The 18,816-nt window shown below is 68.6% G+C and carries 17 protein-coding genes and 1 pseudogene; 8 read left to right on the top strand and 10 right to left on the bottom strand.

The genetic code is table 11. The annotated features are described in order from the left end of the window. Positions 1 to 14 precede the first annotated feature (14 nt). The 3 genes from KO481_RS28915 to KO481_RS28905 all read left to right on the top strand — a co-directional run bounded on the left by KO481_RS28915 (position 15) and on the right by KO481_RS28905 (position 3,556). The gene (locus KO481_RS28915) at positions 15 to 788 is read left to right on the top strand and encodes an ATP-binding cassette domain-containing protein (RefSeq protein WP_215917537.1); all 774 of its coding nucleotides are present in this window, start codon (positions 15 to 17) and stop codon (positions 786 to 788) included. 35 nt (positions 789 to 823) lie between these two features. Beyond that, entirely contained in the window at positions 824 to 2,278 is a 1,455-nt protein-coding gene (locus KO481_RS28910; protein ID WP_215917538.1) for a sugar ABC transporter permease, read from the top strand. A gap of 120 nt (positions 2,279 to 2,398) precedes the next feature. After that, a complete protein-coding gene (locus KO481_RS28905; protein WP_215917539.1) occupies positions 2,399 to 3,556 on the top strand; it encodes an ROK family transcriptional regulator in 1,158 nt (385 codons plus the stop codon). A 539-nt stretch (positions 3,557 to 4,095) separates the two neighbouring features. On the opposite strand, the gene KO481_RS28900 is transcribed toward KO481_RS28905, so the two are convergent. The 8 genes from KO481_RS28900 to KO481_RS28865 all read right to left on the bottom strand — a co-directional run bounded on the left by KO481_RS28900 (position 4,096) and on the right by KO481_RS28865 (position 12,799). Further along, on the bottom strand, positions 4,096 to 4,581 hold the full coding sequence (locus KO481_RS28900; RefSeq protein WP_215917540.1) for a DUF5666 domain-containing protein: 486 nt from the start codon (positions 4,579 to 4,581) through the stop codon (positions 4,096 to 4,098). Between the two features lie 225 nt (positions 4,582 to 4,806). Further along, complete coding sequence (gene gcl / locus KO481_RS28895; RefSeq protein WP_215917541.1) at positions 4,807 to 6,597, bottom strand: glyoxylate carboligase; 1,791 nt, start codon at positions 6,595 to 6,597, stop codon at positions 4,807 to 4,809. Positions 6,598 to 6,741: 144 nt separating this feature from the next. Continuing rightward, entirely contained in the window at positions 6,742 to 7,128 is a 387-nt protein-coding gene (locus KO481_RS28890; protein ID WP_215917542.1) for an allophanate hydrolase-related protein, read from the bottom strand. A 31-nt stretch (positions 7,129 to 7,159) separates the two neighbouring features. Further along, positions 7,160 to 8,188, bottom strand: coding sequence for an allantoicase (gene alc / locus KO481_RS28885; protein ID WP_215917543.1), 1,029 nt, complete (start codon positions 8,186 to 8,188; stop codon positions 7,160 to 7,162). 86 nt (positions 8,189 to 8,274) lie between these two features. Beyond that, entirely contained in the window at positions 8,275 to 9,609 is a 1,335-nt protein-coding gene (allB, locus tag KO481_RS28880; protein ID WP_215917544.1) for an allantoinase AllB, read from the bottom strand. A 301-nt stretch (positions 9,610 to 9,910) separates the two neighbouring features. Then, entirely contained in the window at positions 9,911 to 11,062 is a 1,152-nt protein-coding gene (locus KO481_RS28875) for a glycerate kinase (protein ID WP_215917545.1), read from the bottom strand. A 4-nt stretch (positions 11,063 to 11,066) separates the two neighbouring features. Beyond that, on the bottom strand, positions 11,067 to 11,990 hold the full coding sequence (locus KO481_RS28870) for an NAD(P)-dependent oxidoreductase (RefSeq protein ID WP_281066096.1): 924 nt from the start codon (positions 11,988 to 11,990) through the stop codon (positions 11,067 to 11,069). Further along, the gene (locus tag KO481_RS28865; RefSeq protein WP_215917547.1) at positions 11,987 to 12,799 is read right to left on the bottom strand and encodes a hydroxypyruvate isomerase family protein; all 813 of its coding nucleotides are present in this window, start codon (positions 12,797 to 12,799) and stop codon (positions 11,987 to 11,989) included. The genes KO481_RS28870 and KO481_RS28865 overlap by 4 nt, the downstream gene beginning before the upstream one ends. 341 nt (positions 12,800 to 13,140) lie before the next feature. Here KO481_RS28865 and uraD point away from each other — a divergent pair, with 341 nt between their 5' ends. The 4 genes from uraD (at position 13,141) to KO481_RS28845 (ending at position 15,768) form a co-directional block, all read left to right on the top strand. After that, on the top strand, positions 13,141 to 13,638 hold the full coding sequence (gene uraD / locus KO481_RS28860) for a 2-oxo-4-hydroxy-4-carboxy-5-ureidoimidazoline decarboxylase (RefSeq protein WP_215917548.1): 498 nt from the start codon (positions 13,141 to 13,143) through the stop codon (positions 13,636 to 13,638). After that, positions 13,635 to 13,970, top strand: coding sequence for a hydroxyisourate hydrolase (gene uraH / locus KO481_RS28855; RefSeq protein WP_215917549.1), 336 nt, complete (start codon positions 13,635 to 13,637; stop codon positions 13,968 to 13,970). The genes uraD and uraH overlap by 4 nt, the downstream gene beginning before the upstream one ends. Positions 13,971 to 13,976: 6 nt before the next feature. Next, positions 13,977 to 14,900 carry a factor-independent urate hydroxylase gene (pucL, locus tag KO481_RS28850; protein ID WP_215917550.1) on the top strand — a complete coding sequence of 308 codons (924 nt, stop codon included), beginning with the start codon at positions 13,977 to 13,979 and terminating at the stop codon, positions 14,898 to 14,900. A gap of 100 nt (positions 14,901 to 15,000) precedes the next feature. Continuing rightward, complete coding sequence (locus tag KO481_RS28845) at positions 15,001 to 15,768, top strand: IclR family transcriptional regulator (protein ID WP_215917551.1); 768 nt, start codon at positions 15,001 to 15,003, stop codon at positions 15,766 to 15,768. Positions 15,769 to 16,034: 266 nt separating this feature from the next. Here the strand turns inward: KO481_RS28845 and KO481_RS44455 are convergent. Both KO481_RS44455 and KO481_RS28835 read right to left on the bottom strand, forming a co-directional pair. After that, positions 16,035 to 16,382, bottom strand: a pseudogene (locus KO481_RS44455) (Uma2 family endonuclease); the annotation flags it as partial. Between the two features lie 109 nt (positions 16,383 to 16,491). Then, positions 16,492 to 17,571, bottom strand: coding sequence for a LacI family DNA-binding transcriptional regulator (locus KO481_RS28835; RefSeq protein WP_215917552.1), 1,080 nt, complete (start codon positions 17,569 to 17,571; stop codon positions 16,492 to 16,494). A gap of 164 nt (positions 17,572 to 17,735) precedes the next feature. Here KO481_RS28835 and KO481_RS28830 point away from each other — a divergent pair, with 164 nt between their 5' ends. Beyond that, positions 17,736 to 18,755 (top strand): sugar ABC transporter substrate-binding protein, encoded by a 1,020-nt coding sequence (locus KO481_RS28830; RefSeq protein ID WP_215917553.1) that lies wholly within the window; start codon positions 17,736 to 17,738, stop codon positions 18,753 to 18,755. Positions 18,756 to 18,816: the final 61 nt, after the last annotated feature.

Raw genomic sequence — 18,816 nt, 5'->3', positions numbered from 1 at the left:
GTATTGCAAATCAGATGAGTGATCCGCTGCTGCAGATCTCCGGGCTCAACAAGAGCTTCGGTGCGGTCCATGTTCTGCACGATGTCGAGTTCACCGCCCCCGCGGGGGAGGTGACCGCGCTGGTCGGCGATAACGGCGCGGGTAAGTCGACGATGGTCAAGTGCATCGCGGGGATTCACCCCTTCGACTCCGGGACGATCAAGTTCCGGGGCGAGGAGGTGCACCTGCACGGCCCGAAGGATGCCGGCGCACTGGGCATCGAGGTGGTCTACCAGGATCTTGCCCTGGCCGACAACCTCGACATCGTGCAGAACATGTTCCTGGGCCGGGAGCGCGGCAAGCCGTGGTTCCTGGACGAGGCATCCATGGAGGACGCGGCGCGGCGCACGCTCGCATCGCTGTCGGTGCGCACGGTGAAATCCGTGCGCACCCCGGTGGCCTCGCTGTCCGGCGGACAGCGACAGACCGTGGCGATCGCGAAATCGGTGCTGTGGAACAGCAATCTGGTGTTGCTCGACGAGCCGACCGCCGCCCTCGGGGTGGCCCAGACCCGGCAGGTGCTGGATCTGGTGCGCCGGCTCGCCGAACAGGGGCTCGGGGTGGTGCTGATCAGCCACAACCTGGCCGACGTGTTCGAGGTCGCCGACCGGATCGCGGTGCTGTACCTGGGCCGGATGGCGGCGCAGGTGCGGACCTCGGAGGTCACCCAGAATCAGGTCGTGGAATTGATCACCGCGGGACGCTCCGGTGAGTTGGGCTTGGCCCGGCCGGAATCCGCTGTGTTGTAGGCGTTTGTAGCAGGATTAGCAGGAAAGCATTTGTGATGACCCAAGTTTCGGCCGATACGGCAGGCGGCGGGGAGAGCCCCGAGACCGCAACCGGCGCCCAGACGGCGATCACCGATTTCGGCATCGACACCACCACCGTATCCACGGCGGAGGCCGTGCGTGCCTATCTCGCCCGCGTGAGGGGCGGCGAGATCGGTTCGCTGCCTGCACTGCTGGGTCTGGTGGTGCTGGTCGTGCTGTTCTCCTCGCTGTCGAATGTGTTCTTCTCGCTCAACAACATCGCGAATCTGCTCGCCCAGGGCGCCGGGCAGACCATCATCGCGATGGGCATCGTGTATGTGCTGCTGCTGGGCGAGATCGATCTGTCGGCGGGCACCGCCTCCGGTGTGGCCGGGGCGGTGCTGGCCATGCACTATGTCGACAACGGAAATCTGTTGACGGGCATGGGCAGTACGGTCTTCTACATTTTCAACGGCCTGCTGCTGCTCGCCGCGGCACTGGCCGCGCTGCTGCGGATCTGGCCCGGGGTGGCGATGTCGCTGCTCGGGGTGGTGATCACGGTCGTCGGCTTCCATGCCAATCCGTGGATAGAGATGCTGCTGGCGGTGTGTGTCGGCACCGCCATCGGCTGCATCACCGGATTCCTGATCTCCAAGATCGGAATGCCCTCGTTCGTGGTGACACTCGCGCTGTTCCTGGCGTGGCAGGGTGCGATCCTGCAGCTGATCGGCGAGGGCGGCGTGCTGGGCATCAGCTCCTCGCACGTGCTCGATGCGGTGGCGAACGGGAATCTGTCGGTGCTGTGGAGCTGGGTGCTGTTCGTGGTCGCCGCCGGCGGCTGGGCCGGGGTCACGCTGTTCGGTCACTTCCGGAGGCGGGCAAAGGGATTGGTGGTGCAGCCGACGCCGCTGGTGATCGGCAAGGTGGTCGCGCTGCTGGTGCTCGCGAGCATTGCGACCGCGTTCATGTCGGTGAACCGGTCGCCGAGCAAGCTGATCACGATCTCCGGGGTGCCGTACGTGGTGCCGATCATCCTGGTGCTCTTGGCCATCGGCACCTATGTGCTGAACCGGACCACGTACGGTCGGCATTTGTACGCGATCGGCGGCAATGCGGAGGCCGCGCGCCGGGCGGGTATCAACGTCACCCAGTTGCGCTCGAGCGTCTTCGTGATCAGCTCCGGCTGTGCCGCGATCGGCGCGATCGTGTACTCCTCCAAGGTCGGTTCGGTCGATCCGCAGGCCGGTGGCCTGAACACCCTGCTGTTCGCGGTGGGCGCCGCGGTGATCGGCGGTACGTCGCTGTTCGGCGGTAAGGGACGCATTGCCGACGCCGTCATCGGTGGCGCCGTGCTGGCGGTCGTGTCCAACGGCCTCGGCCTGCTGAAACAGCCGGCCGCGGTGGTCTCGGTGGTCACGGGCCTGGTGCTGCTGCTGGCGGCCACCGTGGATGCGCTCTCGCGCCGCAGGGCCGCACATACGGGCCGATGAATTCGGCGGCCGCCCAGCCGTGTGTCATGGTGATCGCCGATCGCGCACCGACTTTCGGCTGGGACGGTCCCGGGCGTGTGCATTGCGGAGTGAGGGGTTGTCGATGTGGGAGGTGCCGTCGTGAATGTCGCCCGGCCCGATGAGGTGCGGCGCTTCAATCGGGCCTCGCTGTTGCGGTTGCTGCATGTGGGCGGTCCGGCCACGCGCGCCACGCTGGCCACGGAACTGGGGTTGAACCGCTCGACCATCAAGATGCTGGTGGACGGGCTGGCGGGGGATGGGGTCGTCGAGGAGCGGGTGCCGCGGCTGCCGCAGGGCGCGGGCCGCCCGTCGCTGCTGGTGCTGCCGCAGCCGCAGGCGGTCGTGGTGCTCGCGGTGGATGTGCAGGTCGAGCACGCGGCCATCGCGCTGGTCGGCCTGGGCGGTCAGATCCTGGGGCGCAACAGCTGGAATCTGCGTGGGCGGCAACGGGATCCGGATGAGGTGGTCACGCATGTCGCCGAGTCCGCGGCGCTGCTGGCCCAGGATCTCGACCTGCATCCGGTGGCGGCGGGGATCTCGGTGCCGGGCGTGGTGCGCCGCAACGACGGCCTCGTGTACAACGCGTCGAATCTGGGCTGGGACGAGGTGCCGTTCGGCGACCGGATGGGCCGGGTCCTGGGTGTGCCCGTGGTGGTCGGCAACGATGCCGAACTCGGTGCGCTGGCCGAATACGTGCGCGGGGTCGGGCGCGGGGCCTCGGACGCGGTGTTCGTCTCCGCCGACGTCGGGGTGGGCGGGGGCATCATCGCCCAGGGTGGGCTGCTGCGCGGCTCGGCCGGTTACCTCGGCGAAATCGGCCACATGACGGTGAATCCCAGTGGCCGGGTCTGCCATTGCGGCAATACCGGCTGCTGGGAGACCGAGGTCGGCGAGCACGCGCTACGCCGGGCGCTGGGCCTGAGCGAGACCGGAGCCCGGGGCGCGATCGTGGCCGAACTGCGTGAGCTGCAACGGGATTCGGATTCGGTGGCCCGTCTCGGGGGCTATGTCGACTGGTTGATCCTGGGCCTGGTCAACGTGGTGAACATTCTCGGCCCGGAGCTGGTGGTGCTCGGCGACCTGTTCGCGATCCTCCCGGAGGCCGTGGTGCAGCGCGCGCAGCAGGAGGTCCGGCGGCGCAGCATGGTCTCGCGTGCCCACGGAGGTGTGCGGATCGAAAGGTCTTCCCTCGGGCCGGATCTCAAGCTTCTCGGGGCCGCGGAGGCCGCCTTCGAGGACGTGCTCGCGAGCGTGTGAGGGCTGCCGGAGGGGGCAGCTGGGAACTCGTTATGCCACGTGGTGTAACCACGCCTAGGCCCCGTGTCCCGACGACAGTGGGCACGGGGCCTTGCGGGCTGCGCGGCGCTATCGGCGCTGTGCAGCAGCTCTTTCTAGTGCGCGGGCGGGCATGCGGGCGGGTTGCCGGGCTTCTGGCCGCCGGGCGGGGGAGCCTGGTGCCCGGAGGGCGGCGGTCCCTGGTGTCCGTTGGGCGGCGGAGCGCACTGCTGTCCGTTCTGCGCCGGCGCCTGCGGAGGCTGCGCGCTCGCGACCGCGGACCCAATTCCCAACGCCCCCAACGTCAGTCCGCCAACCGCTACCGCAGCGGCCAGCCTCGACGTGATACCCATACCAACCTCCTGGTTCCCGGACCGGAATCCGAAACGCCGTCCGGCACCTGCCGGACCGACGAGGGAAATCCTCGGGCTCGGACATTTGGCTGTCGTTGGGGCAGGTTAGGTATGAGCTGTGAAGAACGCGGCGCCGCCGGCCCGCGGGCTACCGGCGGCGCGGCGACCTCAGTTCGTGGTGGGAGCCGCCGGGGCAGCCGAGGCCGACGGGGTGGCGCTGGCCGAATGCTGCTTGGCCTGGGTGATGTCGGTAGCTGTGATGGTGGTGCCGGACTCCTTGCCGCGCACGGCGACCATCTCACCGAGGGTGAACTGGGACTGCTGAGCCGGATTCTTCTTGGAGCCGAATTTCGTCTGCGGGGTGATGGTGACGGTCTCGGTGGTGCCGTCCTTCTTGGTGAGCGTCCAGGTGTTGGCGTTCTGCGAGGCGATGGTGCCGAAGATCGCGTTCCCGTGGTGCTTGCCCGGCTTGGCCGTGCTGGAGGCCGCGGCCGAGGTGGACGAGGCCGGCGCCGAGCTGGAGTTGCCGGACGATCCGCAGGCACTCACCCCGACCACGATGGCGACGGCCGCGCCTGTGGCGCCGGTGACCAGCGCGATCCTGCGGCGGCGGCTGGAGGTTGACGGGGAGCCCGAGGGGGTCGGATGTGTCATGGCGGCAAGACTATTCATCGATTCTGGGAGGTGCCTCCGTGCCCTCTGTCAGTTCTCGGGGGACCGGCTGTGACCTAGCTGGCAGGGCCTGACCAGCGGAGATCGCTGCGGAACGGGGTCACAATCGTGCGGTCGAACGAGAAACCCCGCCGCACCCGGGTCTCGGGTGTGGCGGGGCGACCGTCGGCGTGGGAGCGTGTGTGATAAAGCCGACGGAGTCCTGGGTCAGCTCAGCGGCAGCAGAGCGGTCGGTGCATCGGCGGCGGATTCGGCCAGGGCCTCGAATTCGGTGATCTGGTCGATGTCGGTGGCGCCCATGGAGATGTTGGTGACCTTCTCCAGGATGATCTCGACCACCACGGGAACCCGGAACTCCTGTGCCCACTCCTTGGCGCGGGCGAAGGCGGCGGCGATATCCTTCGGGTCCTCGACGCGAATCGCCTTGCAGCCCAGGCCCTCCGCGACGCGGACGTGGTCCACGCCGTAGCCCTTGGCCAGGCCGATGGAATCGTCGGCGTTGATGTTGTCGAAGCCGAGCTGCACGAAGTAGTCCATGTCGAACGCGCGCTGCGCCTGCCGGATCAGGCCCAGGTAGGAGTTGTTCACCAGCACGTGCACGTACGGCAGGTTGAACTGGGCGCCGACGGCCAGTTCCTCGATCATGAACTGGAAGTCGTAATCACCCGACAGCGCAACGACATTGCGGGTCGGGTCGGCCGCCACCACGCCGAGCGTCGCGGGCACGGTCCAGCCCAGCGGGCCGGCCTGGCCGCAGTTGATCCAGTTGCGCGCCTGGTACACGTGCAGCATCTGCGCGCCGGCGATCTGCGACAGGCCGATCGTGGAGACGTAGCGGGTGTCGCGCCCGAACGCCCGGTTCATCTCCTCGTACACCCGTTGCGGTTTCACCGGAACGTTGTCGAAGTGCGTCTTGCGGTGCAGGCTTCCCTTGCGCTCGGTGCACTCGGCGACCCAGCCGGAGTAGTCGGGCAGGGTTCCGGCCTGCTTGCGCTCGCGGGCCACCGCCAGCAGCTGCTCGAGCGCGGCCTTGGCGTCCGAGGCGATGCCGTAGTCGGGCGCGAACACCCGGCCGATCTGCGTGGGCTCGATGTCCACGTGCACGAAAGTGCGTCCCCGGGTGTAGGTTTCCAGGTTTCCGGTGTGGCGGTTGGCCCACCGGTTGCCGATGCCCATGACGAAGTCCGAGGCCAACAGGGTGGCGTTGCCGTAGCGGGTGGAGGTCTGCAGGCCGACCATGCCCGCGGACAGCTCGTGGTCGTCGGGCAGGATGCCCCAGCCCATCAGGGTCGGGACCACCGGCACGTTCAGCAGCTCGGCCAGCTCGACCATCAGGTCCTCGGCGCCGGCATTGATGATGCCGCCGCCCGCGACGAACAGCGGCCGCTGCGAGGCGGTCAGCATTTCCAGGGCCTTCGCGGCCTGCGCGCGCGTCGCGGCGGGCTTGTAGACCGGCAGCGGCGCATAGGTTTCCGGGTCGAACTCGATCTCGGCGACCTGCACGTCGACCGGCAGGTCGATGAGCACCGGGCCAGGCCGGCCCGAGCGCATCAGGTGGAACGCCTGCTGGAAGACCCCGGGCACCTGGGCCGGTTCCAGCACGGTCACAGCCATTTTCGTGACGGGCGCGGCGATGGCGGCGATGTCGACCGCCTGGAAGTCCTCCTTGTGCAGGCGGGCGCGCGGCGCCTGCCCGGTGATGCACAGGATCGGAATCGAGTCCGCGATGGCCGAATACAGGCCGGTGATCATGTCGGTGCCGGCCGGGCCGGAGGTGCCGATGCACACGCCGATGTTGCCGTGCGCGGCCCGGGTGTAGCCCTCGGCCATGTGCGAGGCGCCCTCCATGTGGCGGGCCAGCACGTGCTTGATGCCACCGTGCGCGCGCAGCGCCGAGTAGAAGGGGTTGATCGCGGCGCCGGGCAGGCCGAAAGCCTGTGTGGCGCCCTCCAGTTCCAGGATCTTGACGGCCGCGTCGACGGCCCGCATGCGTGGCATGTCGTGTACTCCCATGTGTGCGTTTGGCGTCTCGTTCCGTTGATCGGGCCGCGCGGGGAGCCGTCATCCCCGCGTGGCCCGGTCCGCGGTGCGAGACCGGATGTATTTACTTGTGCCCTCGGCTATTCGGCCGGGGCGGCGCGATCAGTCGGCGACCGGGATGCCGCGGTAGGCGCGCCAGTCGCCGATATCGGAGATGTCGGTCAGCTCGGGCGAGTCGGCCAGGTTCGGCCGCAGCACGGTGGCCAGGCAGGCCGTGCCGTCCTCGAGTTCGATCAGGCCGAGCTCGAGCTCGGGCGGTTCGTTCGGGATCAGGTTGTCCCGCAACACTTCCATCGGTACGTCGTATACCTCGCCGAGGACCGAGCGACCCTCGTCGGAGGTGGCGAGCATGGCGGGGAAGCGGTCGCCGACCGAGTAGTAGCGGTACTTGGCGGCGCTGCGCGCGGCGCGCAGTAGCGGGGCGCCGTCGAGCTGGCCGTTGAGGCGCCCGCCGCGCATGCCGTCGCCGTTGAGGAACATCAGAACCATCGGGTCTCCTTCGTGATCAATGGCCGTGGGGTCAGTGGTCCGGGGTGGTGGCGGTGAAGCGGCTCTCGAGCTGCTCACGCCCCGCGGGGGTGATGCGGCCGAACAGGCGCAGCCGGGCGACGCCGCCGTCGGGAAGGACGTTGAGGCGCACGTGATTCACCGGCCGATCGCCAGTGAGGCGGAAGCGGTGGGTGGCATCGGGCTGCAGCGCCGTCGGCTCGAGCAGAGAGACCAGCTCGCCGTCCGCGGTGTACCCGTCCAGGGAGATGCGCGCGGGGGAGTTGCCCTTGTAGTGCGTGGTGTCGAGCTCGAGCACTGCGGGCACGGCCTCGGCGGCCAGGGCCACGGTGGCCCAGTCGTTGCCGTCGTCGCGCCGGCGCCGGGTCTCCCAGCCGTCGGCCATGAACCGCGAAATACCGGGCTGCAGCATGTTGTTCGGCGGGGAGAAGAAGCCGTCGCTGCAGGCCACCGCGCGGCCGCCGTTGCGCAGCGCCGCGAGGTCGAAGGGGATGTCGTCGATCCACTGCGGATCCGGGACCGCGGTACCGTGCACCCGGACCCGGGCGATGCCGCCGTCGGGATGCATGTTCACCCGCACGTGGGTGATGCGCCGATCGTTGCTGGCCTCGAACAGGTTCCGGCTGTCGCCCTCGACCGGGGAGACCGGCACGAGGGTATGCCAGTCGGCGGCCAGCAGTTCGTCCACCGAGGGATGCCCGGGCACCGAGGCGCCTTCGATGGAGACGTGCGGCGGGAAGTTGCCGATGAAAAATGCGGTGTCCACGACGATTCCGGACACCACCCCCGCGACGCCGAGCCGGATCAGCGCCCAGTCGGGTCCCGGGCTGCCGTCGCGGCGGCGCCGGGTCTCCCAGCCGTCGTACACCTGGCCCTTGTTGTTGAAGGTGTGGGTCTGGTAGACCGGCGCCGCATCCTTGATGAGATTCTCACGCTCGGCGAAGAATTCGTCGTTCGCCGCGACCACGCTGCCGCCGACCTGTCGTGAGGCCAGGTCCGGAAGTTGGGACCAATCGCTCACGCCTCCGCTTCGCTCCGGCATGAGCGAAGCACGCTGTGTCCCTTTGCTTCGCTCCGGCGTGAGCGAAGCACGCTGTGTCGATGATTCGCTCGCAAGCTCGCTCATGACTACCCTTCTCTCTGCAGCAGGCGCCCACGGGCGTGGTCACCGGTGATCAGATCGCCACGCAGCCAGGTGGATCGCACCACGCCGCGCAGCGTGCGGCCGTCGTAGGCGGAGATCGGGTTGCGGTGCTGCAACGCGGTCGCGTCGACGACGAACTCCTCGTGCGGGGCGAACACACAGAAATCCGCGTCCGCGCCGATTGCTATGCGGCCCTTGTGTTCCAGGCCGGCCAGATCCGCGGGCCCGGTGGCCATCCAGCGCACCAGATCGGGCAGCCCGACCCAGTCGGGGGAGGCGGTCCAGATCGCCGAAAGCCCTACTTGCAGACCGGCGATGCCGCCCCACGCCTTGCCGAAATCGCCGCCGCCCGCGCGCTTCAGCTCCACCGTGCTGGGGGAGTGGTCGCTGACGATGCAGTCGATGACGTTGTCGCGCAGTCCGTTCCACAGCCCCTGCTGGTTGACCCGGTTGCGGATCGGTGGGCAGCACTTGAATTCGGTGGCGCCGTCCGGGATCTCCTCGGCGCTGATGGTCAGGTAGTGCGGACAGGTCTCCGCCGTGATTCGCACACCACGGGCGCGCGCGGCCGCGATCATCGGCACCGCGCAGGCGGCGGCCAGGTGCAGCACGTGCACGCGTGCGCCGTACCGCTCGGCGAGGTCGATCAGTGCGGCGATGGCGCGGGTCTCGGCCTCGACCGGGCGCGAGGCGAGGAAATCGGCGTAGATGGGTCCGTGCGGGGCCGGTGCGGCGTCGATGACGGCAGGGTCCTCCGCATGCACTATCAGCAGCGAATCCAGCTCGGCCACCGCGCGCACCGCGGCCTCGAGCTGGGCGGCGTCCAGGTGACAGAACTCCTCGACGCCCGAGGGCAGCAGGAATGCCTTGAAGCCGAACACCCCCGCGCGCGCCAGCTCGGCCATGTCGCCGAGGTTGTCGCCGACCGCGCCGCCCCAGAAGCCGACGTCGATGCTGCACTGCCCGGCCGCCACGTCTTGCTTCTCGCGCAGCGCGGCGATATCGACCGTCGCTGGAATGCTGTTGAGCGGCATATCGATGAGCGTGGTGATGCCCCCGGCCACCGCGGCGCGGGTCGCGGTGGCGAAGCCCTCCCACGCGGTGCGGCCGGGCTCGTTGACGTGGACGTGGCTGTCCACCAGGCCCGGTAGCAGCGCCGAATCGTCCGGCACGTCGATGATCTCGCCCGCTGCGTGCGGCGCGTCGTAGGGGGTGATCTCGGCGATCCGCCCGTCGTGGACGACCACCGATGCCGCGACCTCGCCGGTGGGCGTGATCACCCGGCGGGCGCGGAATACCTTGTCGCTGTTGGTATTCACGAAAACTCCTGTACTGCATGGATAGTGCCGCATCGTTCCTGCGGAAGCCGGGACCCATAGACGGCGGGATAGGGTTCCGACCTCCGCGGGAACGACGCGACCGGCGCGGGTGCGCCGTAGTGCGGGCGGAAGACGGAAACCCTTTGACGGCTAGGTATTTCCGGCTTCCGCGCGCACGGCGGAGCGTGTCCGGCGCCCGGGCGGAGGTCGGAATCCGCGACCGCGAAGCGGGATTCCGGCCTCCACCGAGGCGACGGGTGGTCCGTCGTCCCGGCACGAGCGGCCGGGACGACGGCTGGGTCTAGGACGTGCGGCCGGCAGCCGGTTCGGTCAGCTGCTCCCGCGCGATCAGTTCCCCTTGGCGCTGCAACAGTTCCGCGGCCTCGTCCTGGCACCGCTGCAGGTCCGGCTCGAGCGCGGTGAGCGGATAGGACGCGGCGAAACCCGCGCCCCGCAGCTGTGCCTCGTCGAGCAGCTGCCGTCCGGCGACGGCAATGGTGCGCACCCCGGCCTTGGCGGCGCGGGCCGCGACGCCGGCGGGCGCCTTGCCGTGCAGGGTCTGCTCGTCGAGCGAACCCTCCCCGGTCACCACCAGATCCGCGTCCTTGACCACCCGATCGAATCCGACCAGGTCGAGCAGCACGTCGATGCCGCCCGAGCGCCGGGCGCCGAGCACCGCGAGGGCGGCGAAACCGATGCCGCCCGCCGCACCGGCGCCCGGCCGGTCGGCCACGTCGAATCCGGTGCGCTGGGCCACGAGCCGGGACCAGTGCGTCAGCCCCGCCTCCAGCACGGCCAGCTCACCGGCGCCCGCGCCCTTCTGCGGCCCGAAAATCGCGGCCGCGCCGTGCGCTCCGAGCAGCGGGTTGTCGACATCGCTGGCCAGCACCAGATCCACCTCGTGGATGCGGGGATCGAGCTGGTGCAGGTCGAGATACGCGATATCGGCCAGGCCGCCGCCGCCCGGGCCCACCGGACGGGCATCCGCATCGAGCAACGATGCGCCCAGCCCGGCGAGCATGCCGGCGCCGCCGTCGGTGCAGGCACTGCCGCCCACACCGAGAACCACCGTGCGGCAGCCGGTGTCGAGCGCGGCGAGCAGCAGCTCGCCGACGCCGCGGCTGGTCGCGGTCAGCGGGGCGAGCACGCCGTGTGGTAGCCGGGACAGCCCGCAGGCCGCCGCGGCCTCCACGACGGCGGTCGTGCCGTTGTGCGCGAACGCCGCTCGCACCGGCTCCCCGGTCGGGCCGCCGACTTCGACCGTGGTGCAGTCGAATCCGGCGGCGGCTGCCGCGTCCACCGTCCCCTCCCCGCCGTCGGCCACCGGGACCCAGCGGATGTCGGCGTCGGGGCGAACCCGCCGGATACCGGCGGCCACCGCCTCGGCGACCTCCCCGGCGGTGAGCGAGCCCTTGAACTTGTCCGGGGCCAGTACGATTCGCGGCGAGTTCATCAGGCTACTTCTCGCCGCGCCCGTTGAGGTTCTCGATGACCTTCAGCAGCGCCGAGTGATCCAGCGAGCCGTAGCCCTGGGCGCGGCCCGCGGCGATCAGCGATGCGGTCAGCGCGGCGGTCGGCAGCGACACGTCGGCCTGCTTGGCGGCGTCGGTGATGATGCCCATGTCCTTGTGGTGCAGGTCGATCCGGAAGCCGGGGGCGAACTCGCGGGCCACCATCGACTTGCGCTTGCGCTCGAGGATGGTGCTGCCCGCCAGACCGCCGGCCAGCACGTCCAGGCCCTTGCCCGCGTCCACACCCAGTGCCTCCATCAGCACGATGGCCTCGGCGACCAGGGCGTAGGTGCCGCCGACCACGAGCTGGTTGGCCGCCTTGACGATCTGTCCGGCGCCGTGCGCGCCGACGTGGATGTAGGTCTTGCCGACCGCCTCGAAAACCGGTGTCACGGCGGCGAAGTCGTCCGCGTCGCCGCCGACCATGATGGACAGCACGCCCTCCTCGGCGCCGCCCTGGCCACCGGATACCGGCGCGTCGAGCACCCGGAATCCGGCCTTGGCGCCGGCCTCGGCCACCGCGATCGAGCTCTCGGGCCGGATCGTGGAGAAGTCGATCAGCAGCGCACCCTTGGGCGCGTGGGCGAACACGCCGCCCTCACCGAGCACCACGTCCTCGACCTGAGGATGGTTGGGCAGCATGGTGATAACGATCTCGGCGTCCTTGACCGCGGCCTCGATGCTGTCCACCGCGCGACCGCCGTCGCCCTCGAGCCGCGCGTACGCGTCGGTGTTGAGGGTGTAGCCGACCACCTCGTGCCCGGCCTTGGCCAGGTGGGAGGCCATGGGCGAGCCCATGATGCCGAGGCCGATGAATCCGATTCTGGTCATGTTGTTTCTCCGTATGTCTTTCGGCGATGTATTTTTCAGCGGGCTGCGGGCAGCCAGGCGAAGCTGTCGGCGCTGGCGCCGCTGGGGGCGTACTCCGCGGCGACGTAGCCGCGGTAGCCGGCGGCGCCGATCTTGTCGATGTAGCCGAAGATGTCGAGCTCACCGGTGCCGGGCTCGTGCCGCCCGGGCGCGTCGGCGAACTGGACGTGCGCGATCCGGTCGGCGTGCGCCTCGATGACCTTGTCCAGATCGTCGCCGTTCACGGTGAGGTGGTAGATGTCGGCCAGCAGGCCGATGTTCGTCGCGCCCTGCGCCTCGCGAACCCGATCCAGCACGCCGACAACGTCTTCGGCGGTCTTGAGCGGATAGGTGGCGATGCCGCTGACGGGCTCGAGCAGCACGGTGCCGCCGATCTCGCCGATCGAGCGCGCGGCCAGCGCCAGGTTGCGGATGGCCACCTCGTCCTGCGCGCCGGGCTCCTGGCCCTCGAGGCGCAGGCCGTAGAGGGCGTTGAAGGCCTTGCAGCCCAGGCGACGCCCGATCGCCACGGCCACCGCGACGCTGTCGGCGAACTCCTGCTCACGTCCCGGCCACGACACCAGCCCGCGCTCTCCGGCGGGCATGTCACCGGCGAAGAGGTTCAGGCCGATCAGCTGCACGCCGGCCTGCTCGATGGCGGTGACGAAGGCCTCGACCTCGTCGTCGGCGGGGGTGGCGTTGGCGCCGAAGGGCCACCAGAACTCCACCGCGTCGAATCCGGCGGCCTTGGCCGCGGCGGGGCGCTCCAGCAGGGGCAGCTCGGTGAACAGGATGGACAGGTTCACCGCATACGGGAGGGGTTGTGTCATGCCGTCTCTTCTTCTCTCTCGGGATGCAGCGTCCGTACAGACTTCACTTCCGGGAAGGTGGATCGCCTCGTTGCGACCCGGATCGCGCTGTTGCGATCTTGATTCCACAATATGGAATGTTTCTTCCGTTATACGACGGTAGCTCCCCCGGGGTGTGGCGGTCAACACCTTTCGCGGATCCGGGCGAACCTTTGCGAATCTGTTGACAGCGCGTTGTGACCCCTCCTACATTCGTTTCAGCGGAATTTAATTTCCGCATCGTAGAAGTTGATGCGGTAGTCTCGAACTACAAGATTTCCGGCCGCAGGACCGGCGGATCGATCGGAATGCGGAGGTACCCGGTGACCCAAAATCTTACGATCGCGCAGCTCAACGCGCTGCCCGGCGAGGATTGGCGTGTCAGCCTGACCGGCGTGGTAGGCGTCGAGGAGTGGGTCCGCGCGGTCGACTCGGCCCGGCCGTACGCCGATCGCGACACACTGCTGGAGCTGGCGGAGGGGCAGGTGCTCGCGCTGTCGCCCGAGCAGGTGCGCGCCGCGCTGGCCGACCATCCGCGCATCGGCGCCTCCACCGCGCCCGGCTCCCAGGCCGCGCGCGAACAGTCCGGAGTCGATCCGGCCGATGCCGAGCTGGCGGCCGCGCTGCGCGAGGGGAACCTCGCCTACGAGGACAAGTTCGGCCTCATCTATCTGGTGTGCGCCTCCGGCCGCACCGGCCACGAGATGCTCGCCGATTGCCTCGCGCGCCTGGACAACGATCCGGACGCCGAAATCCTGGTCACCCGAAGAGAACTCGCCGCGATCGCGCGAAAGCGGCTGGAACGGATGGTTACTCAATGACCCGTAGTGCAATCACTACCCACGTGCTCGACACCGCCGGAGGTCATCCCGCACAGGGGGTTCCGGTGCGGCTCGAGGCCCGCACTCAGGACGGCTGGCGGGAGCTGGCCTCCGGCCGCACCGACGACGACGGTCGCTGCACCGATCTGGGCCCCGAGCGGGTCGAGGCCGGGGTCTACCGGCTGACCTTCGACACCGCCGCCTACTACGGCGACCGTCCCACGTTCTTCCCCGAGGTGACCGTGACCTTCACGATCTCCGATCCGCAGCAGCACCATCACGTGCCGCTGCTGTTGTCCCCGTTCGCCCTATCTACCTATCGAGGGAGCTGACCAGCCATGGCCATCCAGCTCGGACCCAACCAGTACGGCAAGGCCGAAAACCGTCTCGTGCGCGTCTACCGCGATACGGACCGCCACCAGATCCGCGACCTGAACGTCTCCTCCGCGCTGCGCGGGCGCTTCGCCGAGGCGCACATCGCGGGTGACCAGGGCGATGTGCTGCCGACCGACACCCAGAAGAACACCGTCTTCGCCTTCGCCAAGGAGAAGGGCGTCGAGGCGATCGAGGACTTCGCGCTCACCCTCGGCGACCACTTCATCGCCCGCTGCCCCGGCGCGGACGGCGCCCGCATCGAGATCGACGAGTACTCCTGGGACCGCATCGCGGTCGATGGTCTGCCGCACGATCATTCGTTCGTGCGCAGCGGCGGCGGCGTACGCACCACGGTGGTCAACATCGACGGCGTCGGCCCGGACCGGCGCGCGCACGTGGTGTCCGGCATCAAGGATCTGGTGCTGCTCAAGACGACCGGCTCGGAATTCCACGGCTTCTTCAAGGACAAGTACACCACCCTGGAGCCGACCAACGACCGGATCATGGCGACCTCGCTGGTGGCCCGCTGGCGCTACAACCCCACGGGCGCGGCCGGGGAGGGAACGGTCAACTGGGACAAGACCTTCGATTCGATTCGCTCGATCCTGTTGCGGCAGTTCGCCGTCGTGCATTCCTACGCCCTGCAGCAGACTCTCTACAGCATGGGCCGCGCGGTACTCGAGCAGCACCGCGACGTCGCCGAGATCCGCTTCTCCGCGCCGAACAAGCACCACTTCCTCTACGACCTGGACCGCTTCGGCCTGGACAACCCGGGCGAGGTGTTCATCGCAGCCGACCGCCCGTACGGCCTGATCGAGGCGGCCGTCGAGCGCGACGACGCCCCCGAGGCCGGCCGCGCATGGCACGGTATCCCTGGATTCTGTTGATTCGAGCGGGGGTGCGCAGCGAATTCCGGCATCCGGACTTCCGTATGCTGGAATTCGCTGCAAAGATGGTGGAAACACCGATCCAGGAGGGAACAACGCCGTGACCGACACCCAGACGCGGGCCAGTGGCGGGGTGCAGTCCGTCGACCGAGCCTTCGAACTGCTGGAGCTGGTGGCCGACGCGGGCGGGGAGGCGACGCTCTCGCAGCTCGCCGAGGCGTCCGGGCTGCCGCAGCCGACCATTCACCGGCTGCTGCGCACGCTCATCGCGGGCGGCTATATCCGGCAGCAGCCCTCGCGGCGATACTCCCTGGGGCCCAGGCTGATTCGGCTCGGCGAGACGGCCGGGAAGGTGCTGGGCTCCTCGGCGCGCCCGCATCTGACCCGGCTGCGCGACCTCACGGGGGAAACCTCGAATATGGCCGTGCTGGACGGGGATCAGGTCGTCTACGTCGCGCAGGTGCCCTCCCCGCATGCCATGCGGATGTTCACGGAGGTCGGTCAGCGGGTGGACCTGCACTGCACCGCCGTCGGCAAGGCGGTGCTGGCGACGCTGCCGCCCGCGGAGACCGACCGGATTCTGTCGCGAATCACGATGAGCCCCCGCACCATTCACACCATCACCGATCCCGCGGTGATCCGCGAGGAGATCGATCGGGTCCGCCTGCAGGGCTTCGCCGTCGACGACGGCGAGCAGGAGATCGGTGTGCGCTGCTTCGCGGTCGGCATCCCCGACGCTCCCACCCGCGCGGCCCTGTCCATTTCCGGGCCGCAGGCCCGGGTGGCGGGTCTGGACATGGACAACATCATCCCGCTGCTGCAGGAGGCCGCCGCCAGCCTCGGCCGGGAGCTGTCCGCCGCGAGCTGAGCGTCAGTACTCGAGTTCGGACCAGGGAATTCGAATGGGGAACGAAAGTTGGTGGCAATGCCGTCGGTGTCCTCGGACTTCCATTCACCAGCCATGACGTAATAGGTGGGGTGCAGCGGAGATACACCGGGTGGCAACTGTCCGTGGTGTGTTTCGAGCGCGTAGGCGCGAACAACGACGATCCGGCGGGGGTTTCGACCGAGCAATACCTCCCAGTACCAGGGAATTCCGGCCGCGGCGTACCGCGCCTTCTTCGCCTCGATGTCCCGCTCGGTGTTGGATGCCGACAACACCTCACCCGCTAGATACAGGTCCGAGGCACGGATATCCGCAAACTCGTCCTCATAGCAGCGGGATATGAGGAAATCCGGGGTCGAGAAGTCCGACTTTCCGTTCGTACCGAAGAAGACATTCGTCCCGGTGAGTACCCGCCAGCACTGCTCCGGCCGCACCGACATGTCTTCACGCCCACATCTACGGAGCGTGTTCCGAAACTCGATCGAATATTCCTGATGTGGGGCCGGCGGGCGTCGCATCCACACGACACGCCCCTTCCATAGCTCGATCTCCCCGGCGATCTCCTCGGGTAGTTGCTCGAGTTCTTCCCAGGTCATGTGCTCCGGCAGGTCCGGGGACGCGATGTACGGGATACCCATGTTGACCACACTATCCGCAGGTCGGGCCGCCGCGGCCGATCGTTCCGGGGTCCGATCGAGCGCCGTCCTAGGCTTCCGGCTGTGCGCCGGACGGGGGGATTTCTCCCGATCCGCGGACCAGCAGTCGAGTTGGTACCACGCGGCGGCGAGGTGGGGATTGGTCGCCGTCCAGGCGGGCGAACAGCAGCTCGGCGGCGGTGCGCCCGATGACGGCCGGGTCCTGGGTGACGGCCGTGAGGGCAGGGGTCAGCAGTTCGGCCAGGGGCAGGTCGTCGAAGCTGACCAGCGCGATATCCCGGTGCAGGCCACGCTTCTGGAGTGCGCGCAGTACACCGACGGTGACCAGGTTCTGGGCGCTGAACAGCGCGGTGGGGCGGTCGGGACGGGACAGCAGCGCGTCGACGGCGGCCTCGGCCGCGTCGGGATTGTGCAGATCGGCACAGATAAGGGTGGGGTCCAAGGCGATTCCCGTGCAGGCCAGGCCCTCGACGTAACCCGCGTAGCGTTGCGCGGCGGTCCAAATCGTATGCAGGTCACCGAGATAGGCGATGCGGCGGTGGCCCTGTGCGGCCAGATGCTCGATCGCGCGGCGGGCTCCGGCTCGGTTGTCGACCGTGACGCTGTCGATTTCGGCGGCGGCGGGCAGGCGGTCGACGAAAACGACAGGGGTGCCGCGCCTTTGCTCGTGGATCAGCATCCCGTGGTCGGTGCCGACCGGCATCACGATCAGCCCGTCGACGCGGCGGGACAGCAGCGCGTCCAGGACCTCGCGCTGGCGGCCCGGATTCTCGTCGCTCGAGACCGCGAACACCAAAGTCCCACGGCCGTGGGCGAAGTCCTCGACCGCGCGGTGCAGCGCGGAGGCGAACGGGTTCGCGACATCCATGAGCACCAGGCCGATCGCGGCGGTCTTCTGGCCGTGCCCGCGCAGCGTGCTCGCCGCGAGATTGTGCCGGTAGTCGAGCATGGCCGCGGCATCGGTCACGCGCGCGGCCAGTTCGGGGGATACGCCGGGCTCGCCGCGCACCACCCGCGACACCGTCTTGATGCTCACGCCCGCCAGCGCGGCGACCTCGCGCATGGTTGCGCCCCGGCGGGGGGTGCTGCGCCGGGCCGCCTCCGAGGCGGGGGTCCGAGGGTCTGACAACGCTGACATCTCCTTCTTTCTAGCACTGTGACACATCCTGCGCGTCGTGCCGTCCCCCGACGTACTGCCTAGAAATTTGTGAGTACTTGGCTCTGGACGTGAGCCGCGTCACGATCTATGGTCACTGACAACGTTGTCTTTCGCAGTACACATGGAGCACATAGATGTCCTCTCGTGCCATTCGTATCGCCGCCGCCTGCTTCGCCCTCACCACCGTCGCCCTCACCGCCACCGCGTGCGGCAAGGGGTCCGGCAGCGGGCAGATCGAGGTCGGGTTGATCACCAAGACCGACACCAACCCGTACTTCGTCAAGATGAAGGAGGGTGCGCAGAAGGCCGCCGACGCCGCCGGGGTCAAACTGGTCACCGCCGCGGGCAAATTCGACGGCGACAATGCCAGCCAGGTGACCGCGATCGAGAACATGGTGGCCGAGGGCGTCAAGGGCATCATGATCACCGCCAGCGATACCAAGGCGATCGTTCCCGCCATCGCCAAGGCCCGCGCCAAGGGCGTGGAGGTGTTCGCGCTGGACACGCCCACCGAGCCGCAGTCCGCGGTCGATGCGCTGTTCGCGACCAACAACTTCACCGCCGGCCAGCTGATCGGCAAGTACGCCAAGGCCGTCGAGGGTGACAAGCCGGTGAAGATCGCGATGATCGACCTGAATCCGGGCGTCAGCGTCGGCACGTTGCGGCACAACGGATTCCTGTCCGGCTACGGCGCCGCGCAGGCCACCCAGGACATGACCCAGGACGTCACCGCGCCGAATGTGGTGTGCGCGCAGCCCGCCCAGGGCGATCAGGCCAAGGCGCAGTCGGCGATGGAGACCTGCCTGCAGAAGGATCCGGGCATCAACGTGGTCTACACCATCAACGAGCCCTCCGCGCTGGGCGCGTACACCGCGCTGAAGACCGCCGGCAAGGAGAACGACGCGCTGATCGTGTCCGTCGACGGCGGCTGCACCGGCGTACAGGGCGTGAAGGACGGCAAGATCGCCGCCACCTCGCAGCAGTACCCGCTGAAGATGGCGCAGATGGGCGTCCAGGCCATCGTCGATTACGCCAAGACCGGCAAGAAGACCACGGGCTACACCGATACCGGCGTCAACCTCATCACCGCCAAACCCCAAGCGGGAGTTGACTCCAAAGACGTGCAGTACGGCACCGACAACTGCTGGGGCTGATCCCCGCCACCGCAAGACCGGCCGAATGTCACATTCACCCCATTGATTTCGGCGAGATGTG

Source organism: Nocardia albiluteola (genome assembly GCF_018860155.1).
Lineage (GTDB): Bacteria > Actinomycetota > Actinomycetes > Mycobacteriales > Mycobacteriaceae > Nocardia > Nocardia albiluteola.
This window is presented reverse-complemented; position numbering and strand designations above follow the sequence as displayed.